Source organism: Rhodococcus pseudokoreensis, from assembly GCF_017068395.1.
Lineage (GTDB): Bacteria > Actinomycetota > Actinomycetes > Mycobacteriales > Mycobacteriaceae > Rhodococcus_F > Rhodococcus_F pseudokoreensis.
The window spans coordinates 4,870,904-4,891,688 of the sequence record NZ_CP070619.1 but is presented as its reverse complement, the minus strand read 5'-3'; the positions used below and the strand labels follow the sequence as shown (position 1 = coordinate 4,891,688).

The following is a 20,785-nucleotide window of genomic DNA, read 5'->3' as shown; positions in this document are numbered from 1 at the left end:
AGTCCGCCCCTGGGCGTTCGGACAACATGGCTACCTATCGAGTACTCGATCCCACCGGCAACGTCGTCGAGACCGAGACCAAGGACATCGAAAGCGCGGAAGATGCACACGCCTGGTTCGTCGACGTCCGTGCCGACAACAGCGAACTCGGCTGGCGGATGGAAGTCCGGCACACCGACGGCTGGTCGTTCTTCGACGACACCGAAGGCGCTCGCTAGGACGATCGGACCGTAGCGGACGAGCGGCAGGCTGGGGCCGGGGCCCGCCAATCTATGGACGCGACCGGAACCGCAATCCGACCGCGCGCTGTCCTCGACAAGCCCCTCCGGCGAGTCGTATCCCGGACTGCCAAATCTCGACCCGACGGGATACGGCCCGCACCCTCCAGATTAAGTCGTCCCCGAACAGACCTCAACGGCCAATTCGATACGATGCCACGCCGCGGCCCTCCGGGTGCCGGTGCGCGCGAAGTAGGGAAGTAGCACAACATATTTCGTCGATCAGGCCAGCCGATCCTCGGCAGGCAGCCCTGCGAGCGTGTTCCGCATGCGACTTGATTCGATTCGTCAATATAGACGCATGTCGAATCAAAACGAGCTGGACGGCGGCGAGTGCTGCTCGCCGCTCGCGCGTGAACCACTGACCGAGGACTGGGCCGGCGACCTGGCCCGGATGTTTTCGGCCCTCGGCGATCCGGTGCGCCTGCGCTTGCTCAGCCTGATCGCCAGCCATCCCGGCGGCGAAGCCTGCGGCTGCGACATCTCCGCGTCGTTCGACCTGTCGCAGCCGACGAGCTCGCACCACCTGAAGGTGCTCCGCGTCGCCGGGCTGCTGGCTGCGAACGCCGCGGCACCTGGGTGTACTACTGGGTGATCCCGTCGGCGTTGCAACAACTGTCCGCCGTGCTGCTGACCGAGGGCGGCGATCTCGCGCCAGCACGTTGCCGGACTCGGTGACGGTGTCGACACCGTGGCTCATGGCGGTGTCGACGACCTGGTCGGTGGCGTTCATCGTGAACGCCACCTGGACGATGCTCGCGATCTCCTCCTCTAAAGGTAGCCTCAAACTCGCAGTTCAAGCGCATAAAAGGGCAAGAAGTTCAGCTCGAGCGAGGCCGCGACCACCGACCAACAACGACACGGTTACGCGATATCGGTCCGTCGCGCGCACTGTGATGAGACCACCTCGTTCCGCGAGCACGGGCCCGCGCGAAGGTGTCACCACGGTGCACTTCACCAGCACAGCCATTTGGCCTCGATGGCCGCCGGCCCGCGAGCGCATCTCAAAGCGTCGCCCGACGGTGCCAGGAGAGCAGCGCTCAACCAGACGCACTCCTGTCGGGGGCGACGTGGCATTACGCCGGACAAGGTGAGATGTTTACCAGCATGAGTGTGCGCCCGGCCGGCAACCTGCCTGTGGAGTTGACCAGCTTCGTCGGCCGCCGGGACGACCTCACACAGGCCAAGAACCTGTTTGCCTCCGCTCGGATGCTGACCTTGACCGGCATGGGTGGAGTCGGCAAGACACGGTTCGCACTCAGGCTCGCAAGCGAGGTCCGGCGCCAGTTCCCCGACGGGGTGTGGCTGGTGGAACTGGCGGATCTCCGTCAAGGCGACCTGCTCACACGAACCATCAGCACCGCGCTGCGAATTCGCAACGAGTCGTCCGACCCTCTGAGCATCCTGGTCGACCATCTTCGGGAACGACGGCTTCTCGTCATCCTCGACAACTGTGAACACCTGGCCGAGGCCTGCGCGGTGTTGATCAGCGGACTTCTTCAGGTGGCACCGGACCTCAAAGTGCTGGGGACGAGTAGACATGTGCTGGGGGTCGTGGGTGAGCAGGTCTTCCCCGTACCCCCACTCACACACGAGTCCACCGCAACCGGGCTCAGCGAGGCGATGGTGTTGTTCGAGGAACGCGCATCTGCAGCAGACCCGCGGTTCCGGATCACCGAGGAAAACCGCGAGGCGGTCGCGAAGCTGTGCCGAGCGCTCGAGGGCCTACCCTTGGCCGTCGAACTCGCCGCAGCCCACGTCCGGACCTTCAGCGCGGCCGAGATCGCAGAGCGGCTCGCGCATACGGAGGTTCTGACAGCCACCGAGCGGACGCGACACCCACGCCATCGCACGTTGGATGCCGCGGTCGACTGGAGCTACCGGTTGTGCACACCGGAGGAACGTCGACTGTGGGAGCAGCTCTCCGTCTTCTCCGGAGGGTTTACGATCGAAACCGCGGGAGGGGTTTGCCTGGCCGCCGAGCCGGAACCCACTGTCGTGGGTGCGCTGATAGGTCTGGTCGACAAATCGGTCATCGTCCGCATCAACGGCACTCACGGGTTGCGTGGCCGCTACCGGATGCTGGAACCTGTGCGCCAGTACGCCCGCGAGAAGTTGGCGTCGTCCCCGGACGAACTGCTCGTGCGGCGTCGTCACCGCGACTACTTCTTCCGCCTCGCCCAGCTCGGCCTCACCGACTACTGCAGCAGCAGCGACGTCGAGTGGTACGCCACGACGCGAAGCGAGCAGGCAAATATTCGCGAAGCACTCGAGTTCAGCTTGTCCGACCCTGACGCCGTCGACACCACGATCGAGATGGCAACGGCACTGCGTCCATTCTGGCAGCAATCCGGTTCCATGATTGAGGGATGTCAATGGCTCCGTCGCGCTCTCGACCGAACTACCGAGCCCACGGTGGACCGCGCCGCGGGGCTCGTTGCCGCGAGCATTCTCGGGTTCCTGGCCGGACAGACCGGTGAAGCCCGGACACTACTTCGCGAATATCGCGAGCTGATCACGCGACCGGGATTCGACGACTTCAGCGTGATCACCCCCTTCGCCTCAGCCTTGGAGGCGTTTGCGGACGGGCACGCGCATCTCGCTTTCGAGCAGGCCGAAAAGACAGTCGAACTGGGGATCGACAGAGAGCGCACAGTCCTCGTGGCGGAAGCGATGGCGCTTTCCGCTCTATGCGTTTTTATCACGAATCACGAACGGGCAGAAGAGATAACACTCCGTTTCGTACACTTCGCGGAGAAACTTGGCGTGCATCTACTCCATGCAATAGCTCTGTACCCACTCGGTGCAGTCCGGTGGCGCCAAGGAGACGTCGTCTCCGCCACAGCGCTCATGAGGAAAGCGATCCACCTCTACCAGATGTTCGAGCAGCCAGGCATGGTGGCCGTCTGTATCGAGGGGCTCGCGTGGTCGGACGCAGAACGCGATCCACACCGCGCCGCCATGCTTCTGGGCGCGGCCAAATCGATCTGGCGCTACAGCCAGATGCGGTTGCCTCAGGCCGCCGTACAGGGCGTCACCAGCGGAATCGAAGCACAGTTGCGTCAGCACCTAGGCGACCCGGAGTTCGCGCAGATCTTCGCTACCGGTCAGGAACTCTCATTCGAAGAATCGGTGGCGCTCGCCTTGGGATCCGGGGCAGAACCGAAACCCCGAGCCCGAAAGCCTGCTGCTCACGCCGGCCTTACACGGCGTGAGCAGCAGATCGCGGCTCTGGTGGCCCAAGGACTCACCAACAGGGAGATCGCTGCCAAGCTGGTGATCTCGCCCAGGACCGTCGACGCTCATGTCGAGCACGCCCTCGTCAAACTCGGCTTCCGCTCGCGAACGCAGATCGCGCGATGGTTCAGCACGTCCGAACACTCGGACTGACCACCGAAACGACTCACGCGGTAGCCGCGAGGTAGGCGAGCGCTTCCACGCCCGCGTGCGTCAGAATGACGTCGCCGGTGCTTCGCCCAGCCGCGCCGAATGCGATGAGACCCAGATCTTCGAGTCGTCCAAGCGCCTGATCCTCGGCAACGGAACTTCCGCGGCGGACGTCGATCTGCGCACTGTCAGACCCACACCACCTGTGTGAATGCGCCACCAACTCCCTCACCGCAACCTGCTCGAGCACACCCAACTCCTCTGTGTTCATGTGACCTCCTTGTCCAGGTCCAAGCCTGGCCGGAGACGCCCCTGGAATCTATTCGGCAAACTACCTACGTAGGTACCTATGTCCTGGATCACACTTCTATAGCAAAGTTGGAGCAGACCGCGTTCCTCACGACCGACACCGGCCGCCGCCGGCCTCGGTCAGTGGAGGCGTCCCAGCCCCGCCCGCCCCGGCTCCGCCCCTCCGTCGACGAGGAGGCGGTCGCCTTCTGCGATCCGGGTGGTGCCGTCCTGAGTTCCGCCAGGGCGTGGGCCCGCTTCCAGCCGTCACACCACTCACCGGATAAGGGACGACGCGGTCCAAATCGAAGCGCCCGACCGAGGCCACTTCAGACTGCCAGGGCCATTCGGCGGCTTCTAGGTGGGTTACAGGTGGCCCCAGGTTGACGCCGCATTGCACGAAGAAGTCAATGGTGAAGCACTGAGTGCCCGATGAGCGACCGGTCGCACTACGCGACCGGTCGCTCAGCTGTTCGTGGGCAGTACCGCGTGGCGCGGTGACAACCGGAGCGGACGCAGGTGCGACGTCTCGTTCATGCTGATCAGTTCGCGGCGTCCGCTCGAATCGGCCAACACTCGCGCGAAGCCGGTGTGAGCCGGCTTATGAATCGACAACCGATCGGCGCCAAGAATAGGTCCCAGATGGCAGTTTGCCACTCCGCCATGGGATACCACCGCGACACGTTGTCCGTGGTGGTCTTCCACGATGCGATCGAACTCGATTGTGACGCGCCGTCGAAACGTCTCGAGATCCGTACCCCAGGGGCTCAGGTCGCCACGAGTGAACGCCGCGTATCGTGGATCCCCGTCCGCGGCCAATTTCGCGAAGTCCAGGTACTCGGGCGCGTCACGGTCGAACTCCGCGAGGTCGTCACGTACGACGGGCGTGTGGCCCAGAATCGATCCGATGATCTCCGCGGTCTGCGCGGCCCTCCGCAGCGGTGACGTGTACACCGCTGCGATGTCTTCGTCGACGAGATATGTACCGAGTAGACCAGCCTGCTCGACACCTAGCGACGTCAACTCGGGGTCGTGGAGCGTCGCAGACGCGAGATCTGGTTCACCATGGCGAATGAGCAGTAACTCCACCGATGAACGACCCCTTCTAGCTGGTGACCGGGACCATGAACGAAGCACGCACGGACGTGAGGTCCATGTCGGGACTCACTCCCTGCGATTGATCCTTGGTTTGTTCCAACCGCTGGGCGATTGCTTCGACGTCTTCGACGGTCTCCGCCTCGATCTCGTATACGCATGCGTATTCTTGCCCGGGTTCCGGAATGCCCTTGCCGAGCGGTACGCCCGAGGACTTGAACCTTCGGAAGGACACCGCCGCGCCTCGTTGAACGATCTCCGGCGCATGAACCTCGTTGTACCAGCGGTTGAACTCCTCTTCGTTACCGGTTTCGGTGGCGTTGCTGAGAACTAGGAGAATGCCCTTGGCCATGTTTGTTGTCCTTCGTATGTCGGATTTGTGGCGTCAGTAGTCGACGAGTTCACAGATGGCCGCGGCGACCGTGTCGGATGTCGGGTGGAAGTCCAGTCCCGACGGCGCGTATGGCGCGGGACTGAAACCGGTGCCGACTCGTCGGACCGGGCCTTTCAGCTCGCCGAACAAGTCGTTTGCGATCTGCGCAGCGATCTCCGCACCGGGGCCGAGGAAGGTATGTGCGTCATGCACGATGAGCGCTCGGCCCGTTCGCGACGCCGAAGCCAGAACGGTGTCCATATCAAGTGGCATGAGAGTGCGGAGGTCGATCACCTCGACCTCGACTCCCTCTGCGGCCAACACCTCTGCGGCAGCGACCGCAGTGTGGACGGCGGGGCCGTAGGTGATCACTGTGACATCACGTCCGGCGCGGGTGACTGCAGCTTCTCCCAACGGCGTGAAATACTCCTTGACCGGTACCTCGTCCTTCTGGCTGTAGGCCAGCGAGATGTTCTCGATGTACAGGCACGGGTCGTTGTCCGCGATGCACGACGCCAACAAGCCCTTCGCATCGATCGGGTTCGACGGCATCACGACCTTGATGCCCGGAGTGTGCATGAACCACGTTTCGAGCGACTGCGTGTGTTGCGCTCCGAACCGCTGCTCTCCCACAGTCGTTCGTATCGTGAGAGGAACCGACGAGTGACCGCCCGACATATACCGGAGTTTTGCTGCATGGTTGGTGATCTGGTCGAGACATACCGTCACGAAGTCCATGAACATGATTTCCGCGACGGGGCGCATTCCCGCAAGCGCGGCGCCGACTGCGGCGCCGATGATCGCGGTCTCGGATATCGGTGTTGCACGGACACGACCCGTGCCGTACTTCGTCGACAGGCCTTTCGTCACCTTGAAGACACCACCGGCAGGGTCGGCGATGTCCTCCCCCAGGAGGAGGACCGAATCATCACGGTCCATCGCGAGGTCGAGCGCGGAGTTCATCGCCACCGCCATTGTCATGCGCTTGGTCGACGATGTGCCGAGTTCGGGTTCCACTGTCGCGGTCATGATTTCGGTACCTGCCTTTCGTCTGCGAACACGTCCGTGTATCGCTCGCTCGCGTTGGGTTGCGGAGCGTTCTGCGCGAACTCGAAGGCGTCGTCCACTTCCGCCGCGACCTGCTTGTCGATTTCTTCGAGTGCCGTCTCGTCCACGATTTCCGCGTCTAGCAACCATCTGCGGAAGGCGGGTGCGGGGTCGCGTTCCGTCGCCGCCGCGAGTTGATCCTTGGGCATGTAGGAATAGTCGGAAGATCCGGAATGTCCGGTCAAACGATAGGTCACGACCTCGACGAACGACGGTCCCTCTCCAGCGCGCGCTCGGGCAGTCGCCTCCGAGAGCACGCGGGCCGTTCGAATCGGATCGAATCCGTCGACCTTGGCTGTCGTCATTCCATACGCCCGCGCGCGCGATTCGAGGTCGGTGACCGCGGCGTACTCATCGATGGGGGTGTGCTCCGCCCATTGATTGTTCTGGCAGACGAACACGACGGGAAGTTTCCACAATCCCGCGAGATTCATGGCCTCGTGCCATGCGCCGATGGACGTCGAACCGTCCCCGAACGTTGCGACGACAGCGCGCTTCTCACCGCGAATGGAAGCGGCGAGCGCCAGCCCGACAGCTATCGGCAGACCTGCTCCGACGACGCCGGTGCTGGTGATGAACCCCGCCTCCTGGTCGTGGAGGTGCATCGCTCCGCCCTTACCCTTGGACGTGCCGTCGGCCTTGCCGTAGATCTCTGCGATGATGCGGCGCAGGGACGATCTCTTCGCCAGGGCGTCGCCGAGACTGCGATATGTCGATACGATCTGATCTTCGGGTCGCATCGCCGAACCGAGTGCGGCGCAGGAGCCTTCGAGTCCTCGCACGGGATAGAAGGCCGACTTCAGCCGACCCGCCTTGACCTCGACTACCGCACGCTCTCCGGTGACGGTGATGAGCCGCATCGTCTTGTACATCTCGCGTAAGTCGTCGGTCGACAGATCGCCGACGTCAACCTGCTCCGTGGTGGGAGACTGCGTCATGACTCACTTCCTTTCTTCGATCGCGAACTCGACCGCTCGGGTGTCGCGTCGACCGCAACACCCGATTTGATGAGATCGAGTAATCGAAACTTTTGAATCTTGCCGCCCGGGTTGGTCGGCATTCGATCGAGCAAGTACCACAGTCTCGGGACCTTGGCACCGGCGAGATGCGCGCGTGCGTAGTCGGCCCATTCTTCTGCGTTCGCGGTCGCGACACCCGGCGCGACTCGGACGACTGCGGCGACCTGTTCACCCCAGTAGTCATCGGGAACACCGATCACCGCCACTTCGCTGATGTCCGGATGCTTGTCGAGCGAGTCCTCGATCTCGCGCGGGTAGATGTTCTCCCCTCCCCGAATGATCATGTCCTTCAATCGACCGACCACCTGCACATAACCTCGATCGTCCATGAATCCGAGGTCACCGGTGTGCAGCCATCCGTCTACGTCGATTGTCGCTGTTGTTTCCTCGGGCATGCCGAAGTACTCGCGCATCGTGGTGTACCCCCGGAGGCAGAACTGCCCGACCTCACCGCACGGCACGATCTCGGCAGTGACGGGATCGATCACCTTGAGGTCTATCTGCTCGAGAGCCTGCCCCGCACGTCCCGACTTGTCCTCCGCGGAGTCCGAGCGGTGTGCCTGAGCTATGACTCCGCTGGCTTCGGTCTGGCCGAAGCACGGTACGAAGGCACATCCGAACTCGGCTTCGACGCGGCGGACGATCTCGGGGGAAACCGTCGTGGAGCCCGCCATGATGACGTCGACCGACGAGAGATCGCGGCCGGTGAAACTGGGGTGCTCCATCATTGCGAGAACCATCGTCGGCACGAGCGGTACGAAGGCCGGCTTCAAGTCTTCGATGAGATCCAGCATGCCCGCCGGATCGAACGTCGTGACGATGTGTGCGGATCGACTCCACATCGAACCGATCGCACCGAACGACGAACCGCCGATGTGGAACATCGGCATGCAGTTGAGCCATACCGACTGGTCGGGCAGCGCGAGCCTGCGTCCGAACAACCGTGAGTTGTTGCACAGTGCGCGGTGCGTCAGAACGACGCCCTTCGGTTTCCCGGTGGTGCCCGATGTGTACTGCATCATGAGCGGATCGTCGGGATCTACGTTCGGAAGCTCACCGCGAGACGTTGGAAACTCCCACAGCGGCGACGACGCGTCCATCGACAGCACTTCTCGTAGATGCGGAAGCGTATGGCGAATACTGTCGACGACGCCGATGAGATCGACCCCCCGGTGCTCCCGGGCCACCACGATTCCGGCAGCTTCGGACTGTGCAAGCACGTATTGAAGTTCGACGGCGGTGTAGGCAGGGTTGACCGCCACGATCACCAGGCCTGCCATCGCGGCACCGAATTGCACCATTTCCCATTCGGGCATGTTCGGCGCCCATACCGCCAACCGCTCGCCCTGCTGATATCGAGAACCGAGAACCGCGGCGACTCCTTCGGCCACCTCGAGGAACTGGCTGTAGGTCCATGTGCGCCTGCCCTCGGCACCGACGGTTCCGTCCACGAGCGCGACGCTGTCGGGTACCGCCGCGACGGCGTCGCGCAACACCTGGCCGGCGGTCACGTCGAGGATCTCGACCGATCGGTCCTTTTCCCACGAAGAACGAGTGAGACGGGCACGTGCGGGCGCATTCATACTGGTTTCCTTGTCGCGAGGGGGGATTCGAGAACCCCGAAAGGGTCGTAGGCGTATCCCAGGGCGGTGCGGAACGTCCCCCACACCTCGGCGCTGGTCGCATCGAGAACGAATGCGTCGATCATGGCGTCCATGCAGTTGTCGCCCCGCGACGCGGTCTCGTGGATGGTGCGGAGTGCCTCGTGCAGGTCTTGAACGTTTCGTGTGTCTTTTCGTGCGGTGAACGATGCAATGTGAGCGGCGATTCCCTTGGTGTCAAACGTAAATCGGGGTGGTCTCGCTCCACTTTCACCGGCGAAAGCATTGACTCCTACTACGATTCGTCCATGGTCGGACAGTTCGCGCTCGACACGCTCGTTGTTCTCGTCCATCAGGGACTCGAGCCAGCCCGATTCGGCCGCTTCGAGCAGGCCCCTCTGTTCGAGCTCCTCGAGCAATTGCAGAGCCTCCGATTCAACCCTGTCAGTGAGTTCCTCGACGTACCAGCTACCACCGAGCGGGTCGGCGGTTCGCGCCGCACCGACCTCGTGCGCAAGGATTTGCTGTGTGCGGATTGCGAGTTCGCGCGCTTCGTGCGTCGGGATCGATATGGGTTCGTCGTAGGTACACGTTTCGACCGACTGGACGCCGCCGAGAATTGCAGCCAATGTCTGAATGGTAGCTCGCGGCACGTTGTTGTAGGGCTGTTGAAACGTCAGCGACCGCCCGGATGTGTGACACGCAATGCGCAACCGAAGGCTGCGAGTGTCTTCGGCACCGAACCGATCTGCGAGTGTTCGAGCCCAGATGCGCCGCAAAGCGCGATATTTTGCGACTTCTTCGAAGAGGTCTATGTCGGATGTGGAAACCCAGGCCAGACATGGAGCGACATCGTCGACATTTACACCTCGCTCGGCCAGATCGGACAACGTCTGATTGACGATCGCCATTCCGACCGCGATTTCACCCGCGGGCGTCAGTCCGCGCTCGCGCATGTTGTACGCCTGCGGGAATCCACAGGCCCACCGGGGGCTGTGCCGTGACACGAACTCGAGACAGTCGACTGTCGCTCGTTGAGCAAGCCGGGCGGGCATGATGCGCTCGCCGTACCCGGTGAGGTTGAGCTGCAGGTGATCCGGCATGTGCGAACCTTGCAGTTCTTCCAGCGGAATTCCCTGTCGTCGGGCATATGCTGCGAGCATGGGGTACAACAGAACCGTCATGTGCCACGCGATGTCGCTCTCGGTGACGTCGATGCCCTTCAGGAGCTCCTCGAGGTCCGACACGCAGGCGATGGTGCACCCTTCCATCCCCACCTCGAACGGAAAGGATGGATGATTGGGATCGATGGCTTCCTGGCTGAGTGTGTCGACGACGACGTCGATGCCGGGAGATCCTGAAGCCCGAGCTTTCTCGATGCCGTCGCGGGTATCGGCCGGGGTACCATAGCCGACGATGTTGCGCAGAGTCCACATTCGGCTGCGATACATCTTGGGGTAGGCGCCACGCGCATACGGGAAGGTTCCCGGGTCGCCGAGATTCGACTCGTACTCCTCCGTTGGCTGCGCGGGGCCGTAGCTGGCCTCGGTTTCGAGTCCTCCCCACGTCGCCGTTCGAGACAGCTTGACCGACGCCTGGTCGGCGGTGAAATCGCCGGCACCTGACTCGTTCATCGTCGGGAGCTTTCGAGGAAGTCGACGATCGCGTCGATCGTCGATCCGGGTCCAAATATCGCACTCACACCGAGCTCCTTCAATGCGGGTTCGTCGTCCGGATGGATCAACCCTCCGACCATCACCGGTATGTCGGCCACGTCGACGCGCTTCATCTCGGCCATCAGCGCGGTGACCTGATGAAGATAAGTGCTTGTACTGAAGCTCAGCCCGACCACGTCGGGGTCCTCCGTGATCATGGCTTGCACAAGACCCGCGGCGGTGTTGTGCTCACCGAGGTAGATGACCTCGACACCACGATCCCGTAGCAGTCGAGCCAGGGTGCGGAGCCCCTTGGAATGCACGTCCACCCCGAGCATGGCCAGCATGCATCGAGTTCCGGAGTCATTCGTAGCTTTCGCACCAACTCGAGTCACTCGCGTGCCTTCCTATGGTTCTCGCGGCCTGAATAGTCGCATACTAGACATTACATAGCTGGAGGATTGGTTGTCCAGGTCACACTTCGCGGGTGTTTGCGGTGTCGATCACGTCAAATGCTTTATCTTCGGACTATATAGCGTTAGACTGTTTCGGTGGCAGATGCGCAGATTTCGCGAGACCGCAGCGATGTGAATTCGACCAAACATCATGTTGTACAGGTACTTCCGATCAACGAAGACATAGAGGTCGAGGTCGGCGAGTCGCTGATGGCTGCCGCACAGCGCAGCGGTTACAAGTGGCCGACGATCTGCGGCGGCCAGGGAACGTGCCGCACGTGTTACGTGGAGCTGCGCGACGGCGTTGACCAGTGCGCGACCATCGGAGCCCTCGAACAGGAGGGAATACGGGCACTGAAGAAGCCCGTCGACGGGTGGACCCGCCTTGCGTGCCAGCTGCGAATATCGGGTGACGGCGTCGTCGTCATGAAGCGCGGTGTGCGCTTGAAGAAGAACTGATGTCGACCGCAACGAGCGTCCGATGAGGACGTTCACATCCGCGGAAGTCGACGCGATGGTCAGTCGACTCCACTACCGTGACCGACGCAATTTGGCTCACATCCTGTCTCTGATCGACTCTGGCACCCCCGACGTGCGTCGACGCGTCGCCGCCGGTGCGTTGCGCCCCCAGGGTGCCGCACACATCCTCGGCGTCACCGGGCCGCCGGGGGCCGGCAAATCGTCCCTAATTGGCACTCTCTGTATGCGTTTTCGCGAGTCCGGCAAGACGGTGGCCGTCCTCGCGATCGATCCGTCGTCCCCGTTCTCCGGCGGTGCCGTGCTGGGCGACAGTTTGCGAATGCAACAACAGTTCCTCGACCCCGGCGTCTTCATCAGGTCGATGGCGGCACGCAAACAACTGGGCGGGTTGTCCGCTGTTGCGGGACAGGCAATTCGCGTCCTGGACGCTGCGGGATTCGATATCGTCGTCATCGAAACCGCCGGTGTCGGCCAGAGCGAGGTCGAAATCGCTACGACTGCGGACACCACCTTGGTCGTAATGGCGCCCGGCATGGGAGACAGTGTTCAAGCCACCAAGGCGGGGATACTCGAGATTGCCGACATATTCGTCGTCAACAAATCCGACCACCCCGGCGCCGGGAGGCTGCTCTCAGAACTTCGCTCGATCTCGACCATGGCCGACGACCCGGGTGCCTGGGTGACCGGAATCATCGCCACCAATTCGTCGAACGGTGAGGGGTCCGAGCGCCTCGCCGCCGAGATCGAACGTCATCGCACACACCTCGAGAACACCGGCGCCGGTTCTGCCCGACGCAATTCGCGGATTGCTGCGACGGTTCGTGAGATCGCACTAGCCGAACTGCGCCGCCGGTACTCGAGCGCCACGACCGAGAGTCAGGTCCTGGACGAGCTGGCTCGTGCGGTCGCCGAAAGGCGACTCGATCCCTACACAGCTGCCGAAGAACTCATCGGCCCAGGCAACTCTTCCCACGCGCTCGCCGCACTCACACCATGACAAGGAACCGACCATGAAGCAGTGGATCACTGATACACCGTCGAGCACACGCTTTCCACTGTATACGCGGGCGAACGCGGACGAGGTTGGCCCAGCCCCCTTCCCCCCACTCACATGGACGCTGGCGTGGGAACAAGGTGCGATTCCTGGCACGGTCGATGCCTGGGTCCATCTCGGAGGGTTCCGCCGTGAGGAGTTTCGCGAGCCGATCGCCGAGGTCTACGGCTGCTGGGGTGGCTACTTCTACAACCAGGTCAGCGTCGGACGGGTGTTCGGTGTTCGAGCTCCAGGAGCGCAGCCCGGTGACATCGACCGAACATACTTCGGTTCGGACCCCGATGTTCCCCCGTATGTGGCTGACCCGAGGGACACCGACGAGGATCGGACCGAGGCGCTCGGAGCCACGATGAACGCAGCGCTCACGCAGGACCGAATTTCGTACGCAGAGAGTTTTTTGAATGAAGTACGGGGGTGGCGGTCGTCGCGGCCAGACCTGCATGCGCTGACGGACCTCGAACTTCTCGCGCATGCGCGAATGGCGTGTGCCACCTATTTGCGCCGCGCGTGGGATGTCTACATACAGGTCACGATCAGCGCGTCGGTCGGGCCCGGTGTCACGCACGCGATCGCTTCGGCTCTGGGCCGCCCGGATGCCGCAGTTGCCGCCTTCACGTCTCTGGGTGACGTAGAGTCGGCCGACACGAGTCGCCGCGTCTGGGAACTGTCACGGATGGTGTCTCGGTCCCCCTCGCTCACCGCGGCATTCGACGCCGGCCCTGCAGATCTGCCGAAGCGCATGGCGAATGAGTCCGGTCCCGATCTCGATGCGTTCCGACACTCGTTCGACGATTTCCTAGTCGACTACGGTCATCGCAGTCCCAATGAGTACGACCTCGCTTCGCAGTCCTGGGAAATGCGCCCCGAAGTCGTACTCGAGATGATCGACCGCATTCGTCACCAGGATGACGAGCATTCACCGGAGTCGAGGTCGTCCAGTGGCAGCCTTCTACGGGAGCACGCGGTTGCAGAGTTGATCCGAATGGCCTCGGACGAGGATACGGCTGCCACTCTCACTGCGGCCATCTCGTCGGGGCAGCGCTTCTTCCGGATGCGTGAATCCATCAAGGACGCACTCGTCCGCGCTGTTCACGAAGTGCGGCTCCCGCTCGTGGAGCTGGGCCAGCGACTCGCAACCCGGCACGCACTGTCTTCGCCCCTCGACATTTTCTACGCACTCGACGCCGAGCTGGACGAGATCGTCACCGGTGAAGCAGACCTCAACGCGGAGTTGCGTGTTCGCGCCGACGAATTCGACGACCTTCGTCGTCGTGTACCACCGCCCATCGTCATGAACGGCACACCGATCGCCCCGATCGACACCTGGCCGCTCCGGGCCGCCGCGTCGGCGGCCACCGGTTCGGTACCCGGAACATCGCTGGCGGGGATCGGAGCGGCTCCCGGTGTCGCCGAGGGCCCCGCGCGCGTCGTCGCCGATCTGGCCGAGGTCGAAGACCTCGACCCCGGAGAGATTCTGGTGTGTGCGGTCACCGATCCGTCGTGGACACCGTTGTTGATGGTCGCCGGAGCGGTGGTTTGCCAGGTCGGCGCGGAGGGCAGCCACGCGGCGGTGATCAGTCGCGAACTCGGCATTGCCTGCGTCATGTCCGTGCGAAACGTGTTACAGAAGATCGTCACCGGGCAACGACTTCGAGTAGATGGAGCGGCCGGAACGGTCGAAATTCTCACGTAGAGGCTCGTATCTGCGCACTTCGCGTAGCGACCGGCAAAAGTCTCTTGACTGATAGTCGAGCCCGCGAGTAATTTGAATCACAGAGTTTTGAACCAACCTGTCCAGAGGAGAAAACGTGACCGCAGTAGCCGGCTCGCCCCGCTCGGAGGGCCCCAGCGCTCAGGACTATCTGGACCGAGACAGCAGGCCCGTTCCGGAATCGTTGCGATACAACCGCAACGATCAGCTCGATCCCACCGACATCCATATCGAGCGCTACATCTCGGCCGACTTCGCACGCGTCGAGATGGAGAAGATGTGGTATCGCGTATGGCAGATGGCGTGCGTGGAAGGGGACATTCCGGAAGTCGGCGACCATGTCGTCTACGAGATCGGCGACCGCTCCTACATCGTCATTCGAACGGAAACCGGAATTCGCGCGTTCGTCAACGCATGCTTGCACCGGGCGCGGTTGATCCGCGAGCGCGGAGGCAACGTCCCGGAACTTCGGTGCACATTCCACGGATTCACCTGGAATCTGGACGGCACCATGAAAACTTTGCCGTGTGCATGGGATTTCCCGCACGTCGATCCGACAGAACTGACGCTCCCGGAAGCGGAGGTCGACACCTGGCGTGGGTTCGTCTTCATCAACCCCGACCCGGATGCCGGGTCGTTGAGCGATTTCCTCGGCAACTTCGTCGACCAGTGGATCTGGCCCATCGAAACGCGATACAAGGCTGTTCACGTGGCGAAAAAACTTCCTCTCAACTGGAAGGCTGCGCAGGAAGCCTTCATGGAGACTTACCACGTCATCGCTACGCACCCGCAGATTCTCACATGGACCGGCGACTCGAACTCACAATATGACGCGACCAGCGACCAGCCGCACTGGAACCGCATGATCAACGTCCAGGGCGTACCCAGCCCCCACGTGGCCGACTTCGTCGATGAGCAGGATGTGCTCGAATCCTTCTACGCCGCGCGGACGTTCTACTCCGCGGACACCGGCCGCGATCTTCAATCGGACGGTGACCTCCCCGAAATCCCGGAGGGGTCGACCGCTCGTGCCATCCTCGCGGAGGAGATGCGCAAGCAGCTCACCAAAGTATCCGGGCGTGACTATTCTCAGTACTCGGATAGCGAGCTGCTCGATACCGTTCAACACACCGTCTTTCCCAACTTTCATCCGTGGGGCGGCTTCAAGAGCAACATCGTCTACCGGTGGCGCCCGAACGGTTTCGATCCGGACTCGTGCATCTTCGAGACGCTCATCATGGCGGATCCCCCCCAAGGACAGCCGGCTCCCCCATCAGCACCGGTCCGGTGGGTGGCCGATGACGAGCAGTTCACCGATGTGGCAGAACTAGGACTGCTCGGCCCTGTATTCGACCAGGACATCGACAACATGCTGTGGGTGCAGCGCGGCATGAAGGCCACGTTGAAGAAGGGCCTCACCCTGGCCCAATACCAGGAGAGTCGCATCCGTCAGATGCATCAGACGCTGTCCACCTACATCGAGGAATGAGCGAGAGCGTGGTCGAAATGAACCAACCGATAGAAGCGTCGCCGCCAGAAGCGAAGAACGAGAAGAGGCTCGTCGACCCGTTGACACACGAGGTGTACACGGCGACCGACGACGGCCTGGTGAAGGTTCACGACCCGGACACAGGCCGCGAGGGGATCTTTTCCGAAACAGGTGAGTGGCGCTCCGGCGAGCTGCGCTACGCCAATCGCCAATTGCTGGGCTGGATGGGGCGAATGTCTTCCCGCCAGGCACGTAAGGCCTGACTGATCTCTCTATGCCAGCTGATCCTGTGTCCAGTGACGCCGGGTCGAACTCCGGCGCCGTCGCCGGGGAAAGTGAAATGCCATGAATTCGGGTTCGACATCAATTCCCGCCGGGTGCCCCGCACATGCAACATCGGTCGATTCGGCTGTAGCCGAGCTGATGTCGCTGGATCCGGATCGCTTGCGATGCCCGTATCCGGTGTACGAGCAATTACGGCAGGAAGCTCCGGTCTACTGGTCGGAACGCCTGCAGTCGTATGTCGTCAGCCGCTACGCCGACATCGCAGCAATCCTGACCAAACCGAAACTGTTCTCCTCGATTCGTCAGAGTGGCCCGTCTTCGGTAACCGCGCTCGCGCAGCGCCTCATCGAGGACACGGACACGCCGGAACTATTGAAGAAGCAGGCCGCACGGCGTTTGGACATTAGCGGAAAGCCGACGTTGATCAACGCCGACCCGCCGATACATGTTCGTCAACGCAAGTTGGTCAGCCAAGGATTCAGTCCTCGGCGAGTTGCATCGATGGAGCCCGAGGTACGCCAGATCGCAAGCGATCTTTTCGACAAGTTCGAGACTCGCGGTTCGATGGACTTCGTCGCCGACTTCGCACTTCCGCTGCCGATGACGGTCATTGCGAATGTGCTGGGCGTCCCACCCTCTCGAATGGCGGACTTCAAGCGTTGGTCGGATGCGTTCACACGGGGCGTTGGAGCGCTGGATTTGTCCATCGCCCAGATTCAGCAAATCTTCGGTGCGGTGGACGAGTTCTACGACTACTTCACCGCACAGATCGAGGAGCGACGGACCCAGCCTCGCGATGATCTCCTCACCGACATCGTGGCCGCGCGACTCGACGGCGAACAGCCGCTGTTGTTGAACGAGATGCTGCACATGTTGTCGGTGTTTCTCGTCGGTGGCAACGAGACCACGACCAACCTCCTGACGGCGATAACGTTGCGTCTACTCACGGACAACGAACTGGTGACCCGAATCCGCAACGACACGTCGCTGATTCCTAAGCTCGTGGAGGAAGTGGTGCGCCTCGAATCACCGGTGCAAGGCTTGTTCCGCACCGCCACCGAGGACACCGACGTGGGCGGGACGCCCATCCCCGAGGGATCGATGATCTGGATAGTATTTGCGTCCGGCAACCGCGACCCGGAAGCGATCACCACCCCCGAGGACATCGAACTGGACGGCCCGAACGGTCTGAACCACCTTGCATTCGGCAAAGGCGAACATGTGTGCATGGGCGCTTCCGTTGCACGACTCGAAGCGCGCATCGGAATCGAGATGATGCTAGAACGGTTCCCGAACCTACGTCTGGCGTCCGACGAGGTGCCTCCGGTCCACAACAGTTTCATTCTGCACGGTCTCCAGCGGCTGGACGTCGTCAATACACCTCGGTGAGTAAGCGTTGGTTGATTACCGGTGGTGCGCGTGGGCTCGGTCGCGCGTTCGCGGAGGCTGCCCTGGGTCGTGGCGACCGAGTGGCCGCTTCCGCCCGCCGAATGGACGATCTGAAGACCCTGAAGGATCGCCATGGTGACCAGTTCATACCGGTCACCTTCGACGTGACCGATCGGCGTGCGGTCGGTGTCGGCGTGCAAATCGCACTCGAGCAGCTCGGCGGCATCGACATCGTGGTCAACAACGCCGGATATGGGCATGTGGGGGCATTCGAGGAGGTCACCGATGCCGAATTGCGGCGCCAGCTCGACGTGAACTTGTTCGGAGCGCTCCGTGTCACCCAGGCAGTCCTCCCCACCATGCGTGATCAAGGATCAGGACACATCATCCAGATCTCGAGTATCGGTGGAGTTGTTGCCTTCCCGAACTTGTCGGCGTATCACGCGTCGAAATGGGCGCTCGAAGGGATGAGCGAATCGCTGGCGGTCGAGGTTCGAAAATTCGGAATCTCGGTCACCCTGGTGGAACCAGGAGCGTTCGCCACCGATTCCGAAGGCCCCTCGTCGACACGTTCCGAGCCCAACCCGGCCTACGATTCCCTCCGTGCGGCGAGGTCAGCCCCGTACGGAGGGCAAAATCCGGACGATCCACACCTCGCCGGGCAGGCCATGTTGCGCATCGTCGATGCCGAGAGCCCGCCGTTGCGCGCGTTGCTCGGACCGACTGCAACCGATCTCGCGTACAGAATGCACGAACGTAGGTTGAACACCTGGAAAGAGTGGGATTCGCTCTCGCGCTTCATGTTCTGAAACCGAGCACGACGCCCGCAGTGTCCCCGGATACGACGTCGTGACGGTCGACTTTGACGGAATGTCGGCCTGCCGACGGCTCTGGACATCCGCAACACTGCGGCTGCCCGGTCCCTCGCGCGACCCTTCTTCCCTGTGTTGATGCGCTTGTGAACAACGCCGGCATCTTTCCGCTGTCCGCAGTTGCAAACAGGCAACCAGCATCAACTTCGCCGCGAATGCCGCGACCATCTCCGCGACGACGCTGCTTGCAGTCGAACCCGACAACGTATCCGCAAGTTCACGAACGGAATCAGGCGTCGCCCGTCCAGCGGCAGACACCTGATTCCGTTCGCAGTAACAAATTCAGGCCAGATTCAATTCTCGACCGATATCCCGTTCGAGCACCTTGACCACAGCTGTTGTGCCGTCGACGAGAATGCGGTCACCTTCACGCAGGACGCGGGTGCCGTTTCCGGTTCCGATGACGAACGGAATGCCGAGTTCACGGGCGACGACCGCACCGTGGCTCGCGGAGGTTCCGATATCGATGACGAGCGCGTCGGCCAGTGCCATCAGCGGCGCCCAACCGGGATCGGTGAACCGGCACACGAGAACGTCACCGGGATCGAGATCGATATCGTCGTCGGCCTCCTCGATAATTCGAGCTCGGCCCTCGATAATGCCGCCGCCACTCGCTGCGCCGGTGACCTCGAGAATGTCGGGGGCGGACCAGTCGGACTTTTGTGTCAATGTCGGCATTCCGACGAACGACAGTGGCAAGTCCATGTTCTTGTACTCCATCCGAGTCGCACGCCGTACGCTCACGATCTCACGGACGTTCAGGAGTTCACCCGCGGCCAGTTGCTGGCACTCCTCGACCGTCAAGAAGAACGCGTCGTCCGGCTCGTCGAACTGGCCGAGCTGGACCCGCTCGGCGCCAAAGGCCTTCACGGCCGCGCGAGCCTCGTCGAGCGCCATGAGGTACCCGGCCTTGCCGATCTGGAGTGTCCGGATGGTGTTCTGCATCCGCCTCAGAAGCCACCGGATCGCAGGTCGCTGTAGTACAGGGGTCCCGGCGAGGAGTCGCTGTTCTGCCTTTTTGGCTGCGGCATTCGATCGCGCAGCTCGGTCGTTGGGCCGCTCCCTGACCGCCGACGCCGCAGCCAAGTAACGAATCGGAGTGGGGTCCTCGCGCCACGACGTCGTGTACGGATTCCCCTCATTCGGGCCGTGGTAGCCCCACTTCCGTAGGAAGTCGTCCTCCGAGATCTCGTGATTGCCCAGCCGCCACAGGTCGTCCGTCATGGTCGTCTCGAGAACGCCACCCACCCCCGCGAGTAGATCGGCAGTGAGAGCCGCGTCGCCTGCTTTCGCCGCCGCAGCAGCGATTCCACTCTGTCCGCCCTGGAACAGGAAGCGCACAACACAGTGAACCGAGAAGACGTCGACAAAGTCTTGCCGCGCTTCGAGCAGCCGCTCGATCGCGGGACGTTCCTGCGACACTGGATCGCTTTCGTACACGACCTTGACCCACTTGGCATACATTCGGTTGTGCAGCTTTCGGATCCGCTTACCGGTAAGGATGGCCGTGCCCGGCGCCTTGGCCAGCACCACCGGCAGCCGACGGTTCGAACTTTCGATCTTCTTGGCGTCGGGCCGCACGCTGCCCATGAGGTCACGCTCGAAGTCATCCGGACTGACACCGGGCAGCGACGACATGGTCTCTTTGATCGCGTCGACATTGAATGCCTGCCGCCCGTAGAAGCACGAGAGGCCACGGTCGTTCATGTCGGGAGAAACCACGAGCGCCTTCTTCGGGATGACCCCGAACGCATACATCGAGTAGAGCCATGACCACTCCGCCGAGTCTCCCCAGATACTCCAGCACATCGGCGACATGACATCCGGGCATGCTTCACCGAGGTTCGTGCATGTCCAGTACCGATCTGGCTCCGAAGTTCCGCGAATCGGGTCGGAAACTGTAGCTGACACGTATATCGCTCCTCGCTTGCTCGATCCGCTGCGCTCGACGCAGCGGATTGCCGATCGCAGAATAGGATGTGATCGGCAACACATTCAGCAAACTCTACCAAGTGACTATTTGGCAATAGATAAATTGAACCAAGCCGAAAATCGAAGCTTGTCAACGTCCTCGAGACAGATCGAGATTCCTGTCAATCGAGTATCCCTCCTGGCGTAGCCGCGATCTTCGCGATCGCCGACCGGGACCGGGACCGGGACCGGGACAGCCAACTCTTTCACGTTTGGTCATCCAGCCGGCTACCGCAGACGACTCCGTCCTTATCGCCAACGCCGCCTCCCTGCTCG

18 protein-coding genes and 2 pseudogenes are annotated in these 20,785 nt (G+C 62.2%); 11 read left to right on the top strand and 9 right to left on the bottom strand.

Going from position 1 to position 20,785, the window contains the following annotated elements:
- The first annotated feature begins 26 nt into the window (after nucleotides 1-26).
- From JWS13_RS27480 to JWS13_RS27470, 4 genes and pseudogenes are all read left to right on the top strand, one after another.
- The gene (locus tag JWS13_RS27480) at nucleotides 27-218 is read left to right on the top strand and encodes a hypothetical protein (RefSeq protein WP_206008484.1); all 192 of its coding nucleotides are present in this window, start codon (nucleotides 27-29) and stop codon (nucleotides 216-218) included.
- A 361-nt stretch (nucleotides 219-579) separates the two neighbouring features.
- Nucleotides 580-956 (top strand): annotated as a pseudogene (locus JWS13_RS27475) (ArsR/SmtB family transcription factor).
- A 417-nt stretch (nucleotides 957-1,373) separates the two neighbouring features.
- Nucleotides 1,374-1,742, top strand: a pseudogene (locus JWS13_RS46620) (AAA family ATPase); the annotation flags it as partial.
- Nucleotides 1,743-1,907: 165 nt separating this feature from the next.
- Entirely contained in the window at nucleotides 1,908-3,668 is a 1,761-nt protein-coding gene (locus tag JWS13_RS27470; protein WP_476748557.1) for an ATP-binding protein, read from the top strand.
- A gap of 13 nt (nucleotides 3,669-3,681) precedes the next feature.
- Here the strand turns inward: JWS13_RS27470 and JWS13_RS27465 are convergent, their stop codons facing one another.
- The 8 genes from JWS13_RS27465 to JWS13_RS27430 all read right to left on the bottom strand — a co-directional run bounded on the left by JWS13_RS27465 (nucleotide 3,682) and on the right by JWS13_RS27430 (nucleotide 11,150).
- Nucleotides 3,682-3,936, bottom strand: coding sequence for a hypothetical protein (locus JWS13_RS27465; protein WP_206008479.1), 255 nt, complete (start codon nucleotides 3,934-3,936; stop codon nucleotides 3,682-3,684).
- A 482-nt stretch (nucleotides 3,937-4,418) separates the two neighbouring features.
- Complete coding sequence (locus tag JWS13_RS27460) at nucleotides 4,419-5,042, bottom strand: histidine phosphatase family protein (protein ID WP_206008477.1); 624 nt, start codon at nucleotides 5,040-5,042, stop codon at nucleotides 4,419-4,421.
- Between the two features lie 16 nt (nucleotides 5,043-5,058).
- On the bottom strand, nucleotides 5,059-5,400 hold the full coding sequence (locus tag JWS13_RS27455) for an EthD domain-containing protein (RefSeq protein ID WP_206008475.1): 342 nt from the start codon (nucleotides 5,398-5,400) through the stop codon (nucleotides 5,059-5,061).
- A gap of 33 nt (nucleotides 5,401-5,433) precedes the next feature.
- Nucleotides 5,434-6,450 carry an alpha-ketoacid dehydrogenase subunit beta gene (locus JWS13_RS27450; RefSeq protein ID WP_206008473.1) on the bottom strand — a complete coding sequence of 339 codons (1,017 nt, stop codon included), beginning with the start codon at nucleotides 6,448-6,450 and terminating at the stop codon, nucleotides 5,434-5,436.
- Nucleotides 6,447-7,466, bottom strand: a complete 1,020-nt coding sequence (locus tag JWS13_RS27445; protein ID WP_206008471.1) for a thiamine pyrophosphate-dependent dehydrogenase E1 component subunit alpha — start codon at nucleotides 7,464-7,466, stop codon at nucleotides 6,447-6,449. Before JWS13_RS27445 ends, JWS13_RS27450 begins: the two co-directional genes overlap by 4 nt.
- A complete protein-coding gene (locus JWS13_RS27440; protein ID WP_206008469.1) occupies nucleotides 7,463-9,130 on the bottom strand; it encodes an AMP-binding protein in 1,668 nt (555 codons plus the stop codon). The genes JWS13_RS27445 and JWS13_RS27440 overlap by 4 nt, the downstream gene beginning before the upstream one ends.
- Complete coding sequence (locus JWS13_RS27435) at nucleotides 9,127-10,782, bottom strand: acyl-CoA mutase large subunit family protein (protein ID WP_206008468.1); 1,656 nt, start codon at nucleotides 10,780-10,782, stop codon at nucleotides 9,127-9,129. The genes JWS13_RS27440 and JWS13_RS27435 overlap by 4 nt, the downstream gene beginning before the upstream one ends.
- Nucleotides 10,779-11,150 carry a cobalamin B12-binding domain-containing protein gene (locus JWS13_RS27430; protein ID WP_206008467.1) on the bottom strand — a complete coding sequence of 124 codons (372 nt, stop codon included), beginning with the start codon at nucleotides 11,148-11,150 and terminating at the stop codon, nucleotides 10,779-10,781. The genes JWS13_RS27435 and JWS13_RS27430 overlap by 4 nt, the downstream gene beginning before the upstream one ends.
- A 204-nt stretch (nucleotides 11,151-11,354) precedes the next feature.
- Here JWS13_RS27430 and JWS13_RS27425 point away from each other — a divergent pair, with 204 nt between their 5' ends.
- The 7 genes from JWS13_RS27425 (at nucleotide 11,355) to JWS13_RS27395 (ending at nucleotide 18,475) form a co-directional block, all read left to right on the top strand.
- A complete protein-coding gene (locus JWS13_RS27425) occupies nucleotides 11,355-11,717 on the top strand; it encodes a 2Fe-2S iron-sulfur cluster-binding protein (protein WP_206008466.1) in 363 nt (120 codons plus the stop codon).
- A 22-nt stretch (nucleotides 11,718-11,739) separates the two neighbouring features.
- A complete protein-coding gene (meaB, locus tag JWS13_RS27420; RefSeq protein WP_206008465.1) occupies nucleotides 11,740-12,735 on the top strand; it encodes a methylmalonyl Co-A mutase-associated GTPase MeaB in 996 nt (331 codons plus the stop codon).
- A 1,039-nt stretch (nucleotides 12,736-13,774) separates the two neighbouring features.
- Entirely contained in the window at nucleotides 13,775-14,485 is a 711-nt protein-coding gene (locus tag JWS13_RS27415) for a PEP-utilizing enzyme (protein WP_206008464.1), read from the top strand.
- 286 nt (nucleotides 14,486-14,771) lie between these two features.
- Nucleotides 14,772-15,992: an aromatic ring-hydroxylating oxygenase subunit alpha gene (locus tag JWS13_RS27410; protein WP_206008463.1), complete on the top strand. Its 1,221-nt coding sequence runs from the start codon at nucleotides 14,772-14,774 to the stop codon at nucleotides 15,990-15,992.
- Nucleotides 15,989-16,255 carry a hypothetical protein gene (locus JWS13_RS27405; RefSeq protein ID WP_206008462.1) on the top strand — a complete coding sequence of 89 codons (267 nt, stop codon included), beginning with the start codon at nucleotides 15,989-15,991 and terminating at the stop codon, nucleotides 16,253-16,255. Before JWS13_RS27410 ends, JWS13_RS27405 begins: the two co-directional genes overlap by 4 nt.
- An 82-nt stretch (nucleotides 16,256-16,337) precedes the next feature.
- Complete coding sequence (locus JWS13_RS27400; protein WP_241032335.1) at nucleotides 16,338-17,666, top strand: cytochrome P450; 1,329 nt, start codon at nucleotides 16,338-16,340, stop codon at nucleotides 17,664-17,666.
- Nucleotides 17,663-18,475 carry an SDR family NAD(P)-dependent oxidoreductase gene (locus JWS13_RS27395; protein ID WP_206008461.1) on the top strand — a complete coding sequence of 271 codons (813 nt, stop codon included), beginning with the start codon at nucleotides 17,663-17,665 and terminating at the stop codon, nucleotides 18,473-18,475. The genes JWS13_RS27400 and JWS13_RS27395 overlap by 4 nt, the downstream gene beginning before the upstream one ends.
- Nucleotides 18,476-18,820: 345 nt before the next feature.
- Here JWS13_RS27395 and JWS13_RS27390 read toward each other — a convergent pair whose 3' ends face one another.
- Nucleotides 18,821-20,347, bottom strand: coding sequence for a PEP-utilizing enzyme (locus JWS13_RS27390; protein ID WP_241032334.1), 1,527 nt, complete (start codon nucleotides 20,345-20,347; stop codon nucleotides 18,821-18,823).
- Nucleotides 20,348-20,785 lie beyond the last annotated feature (438 nt).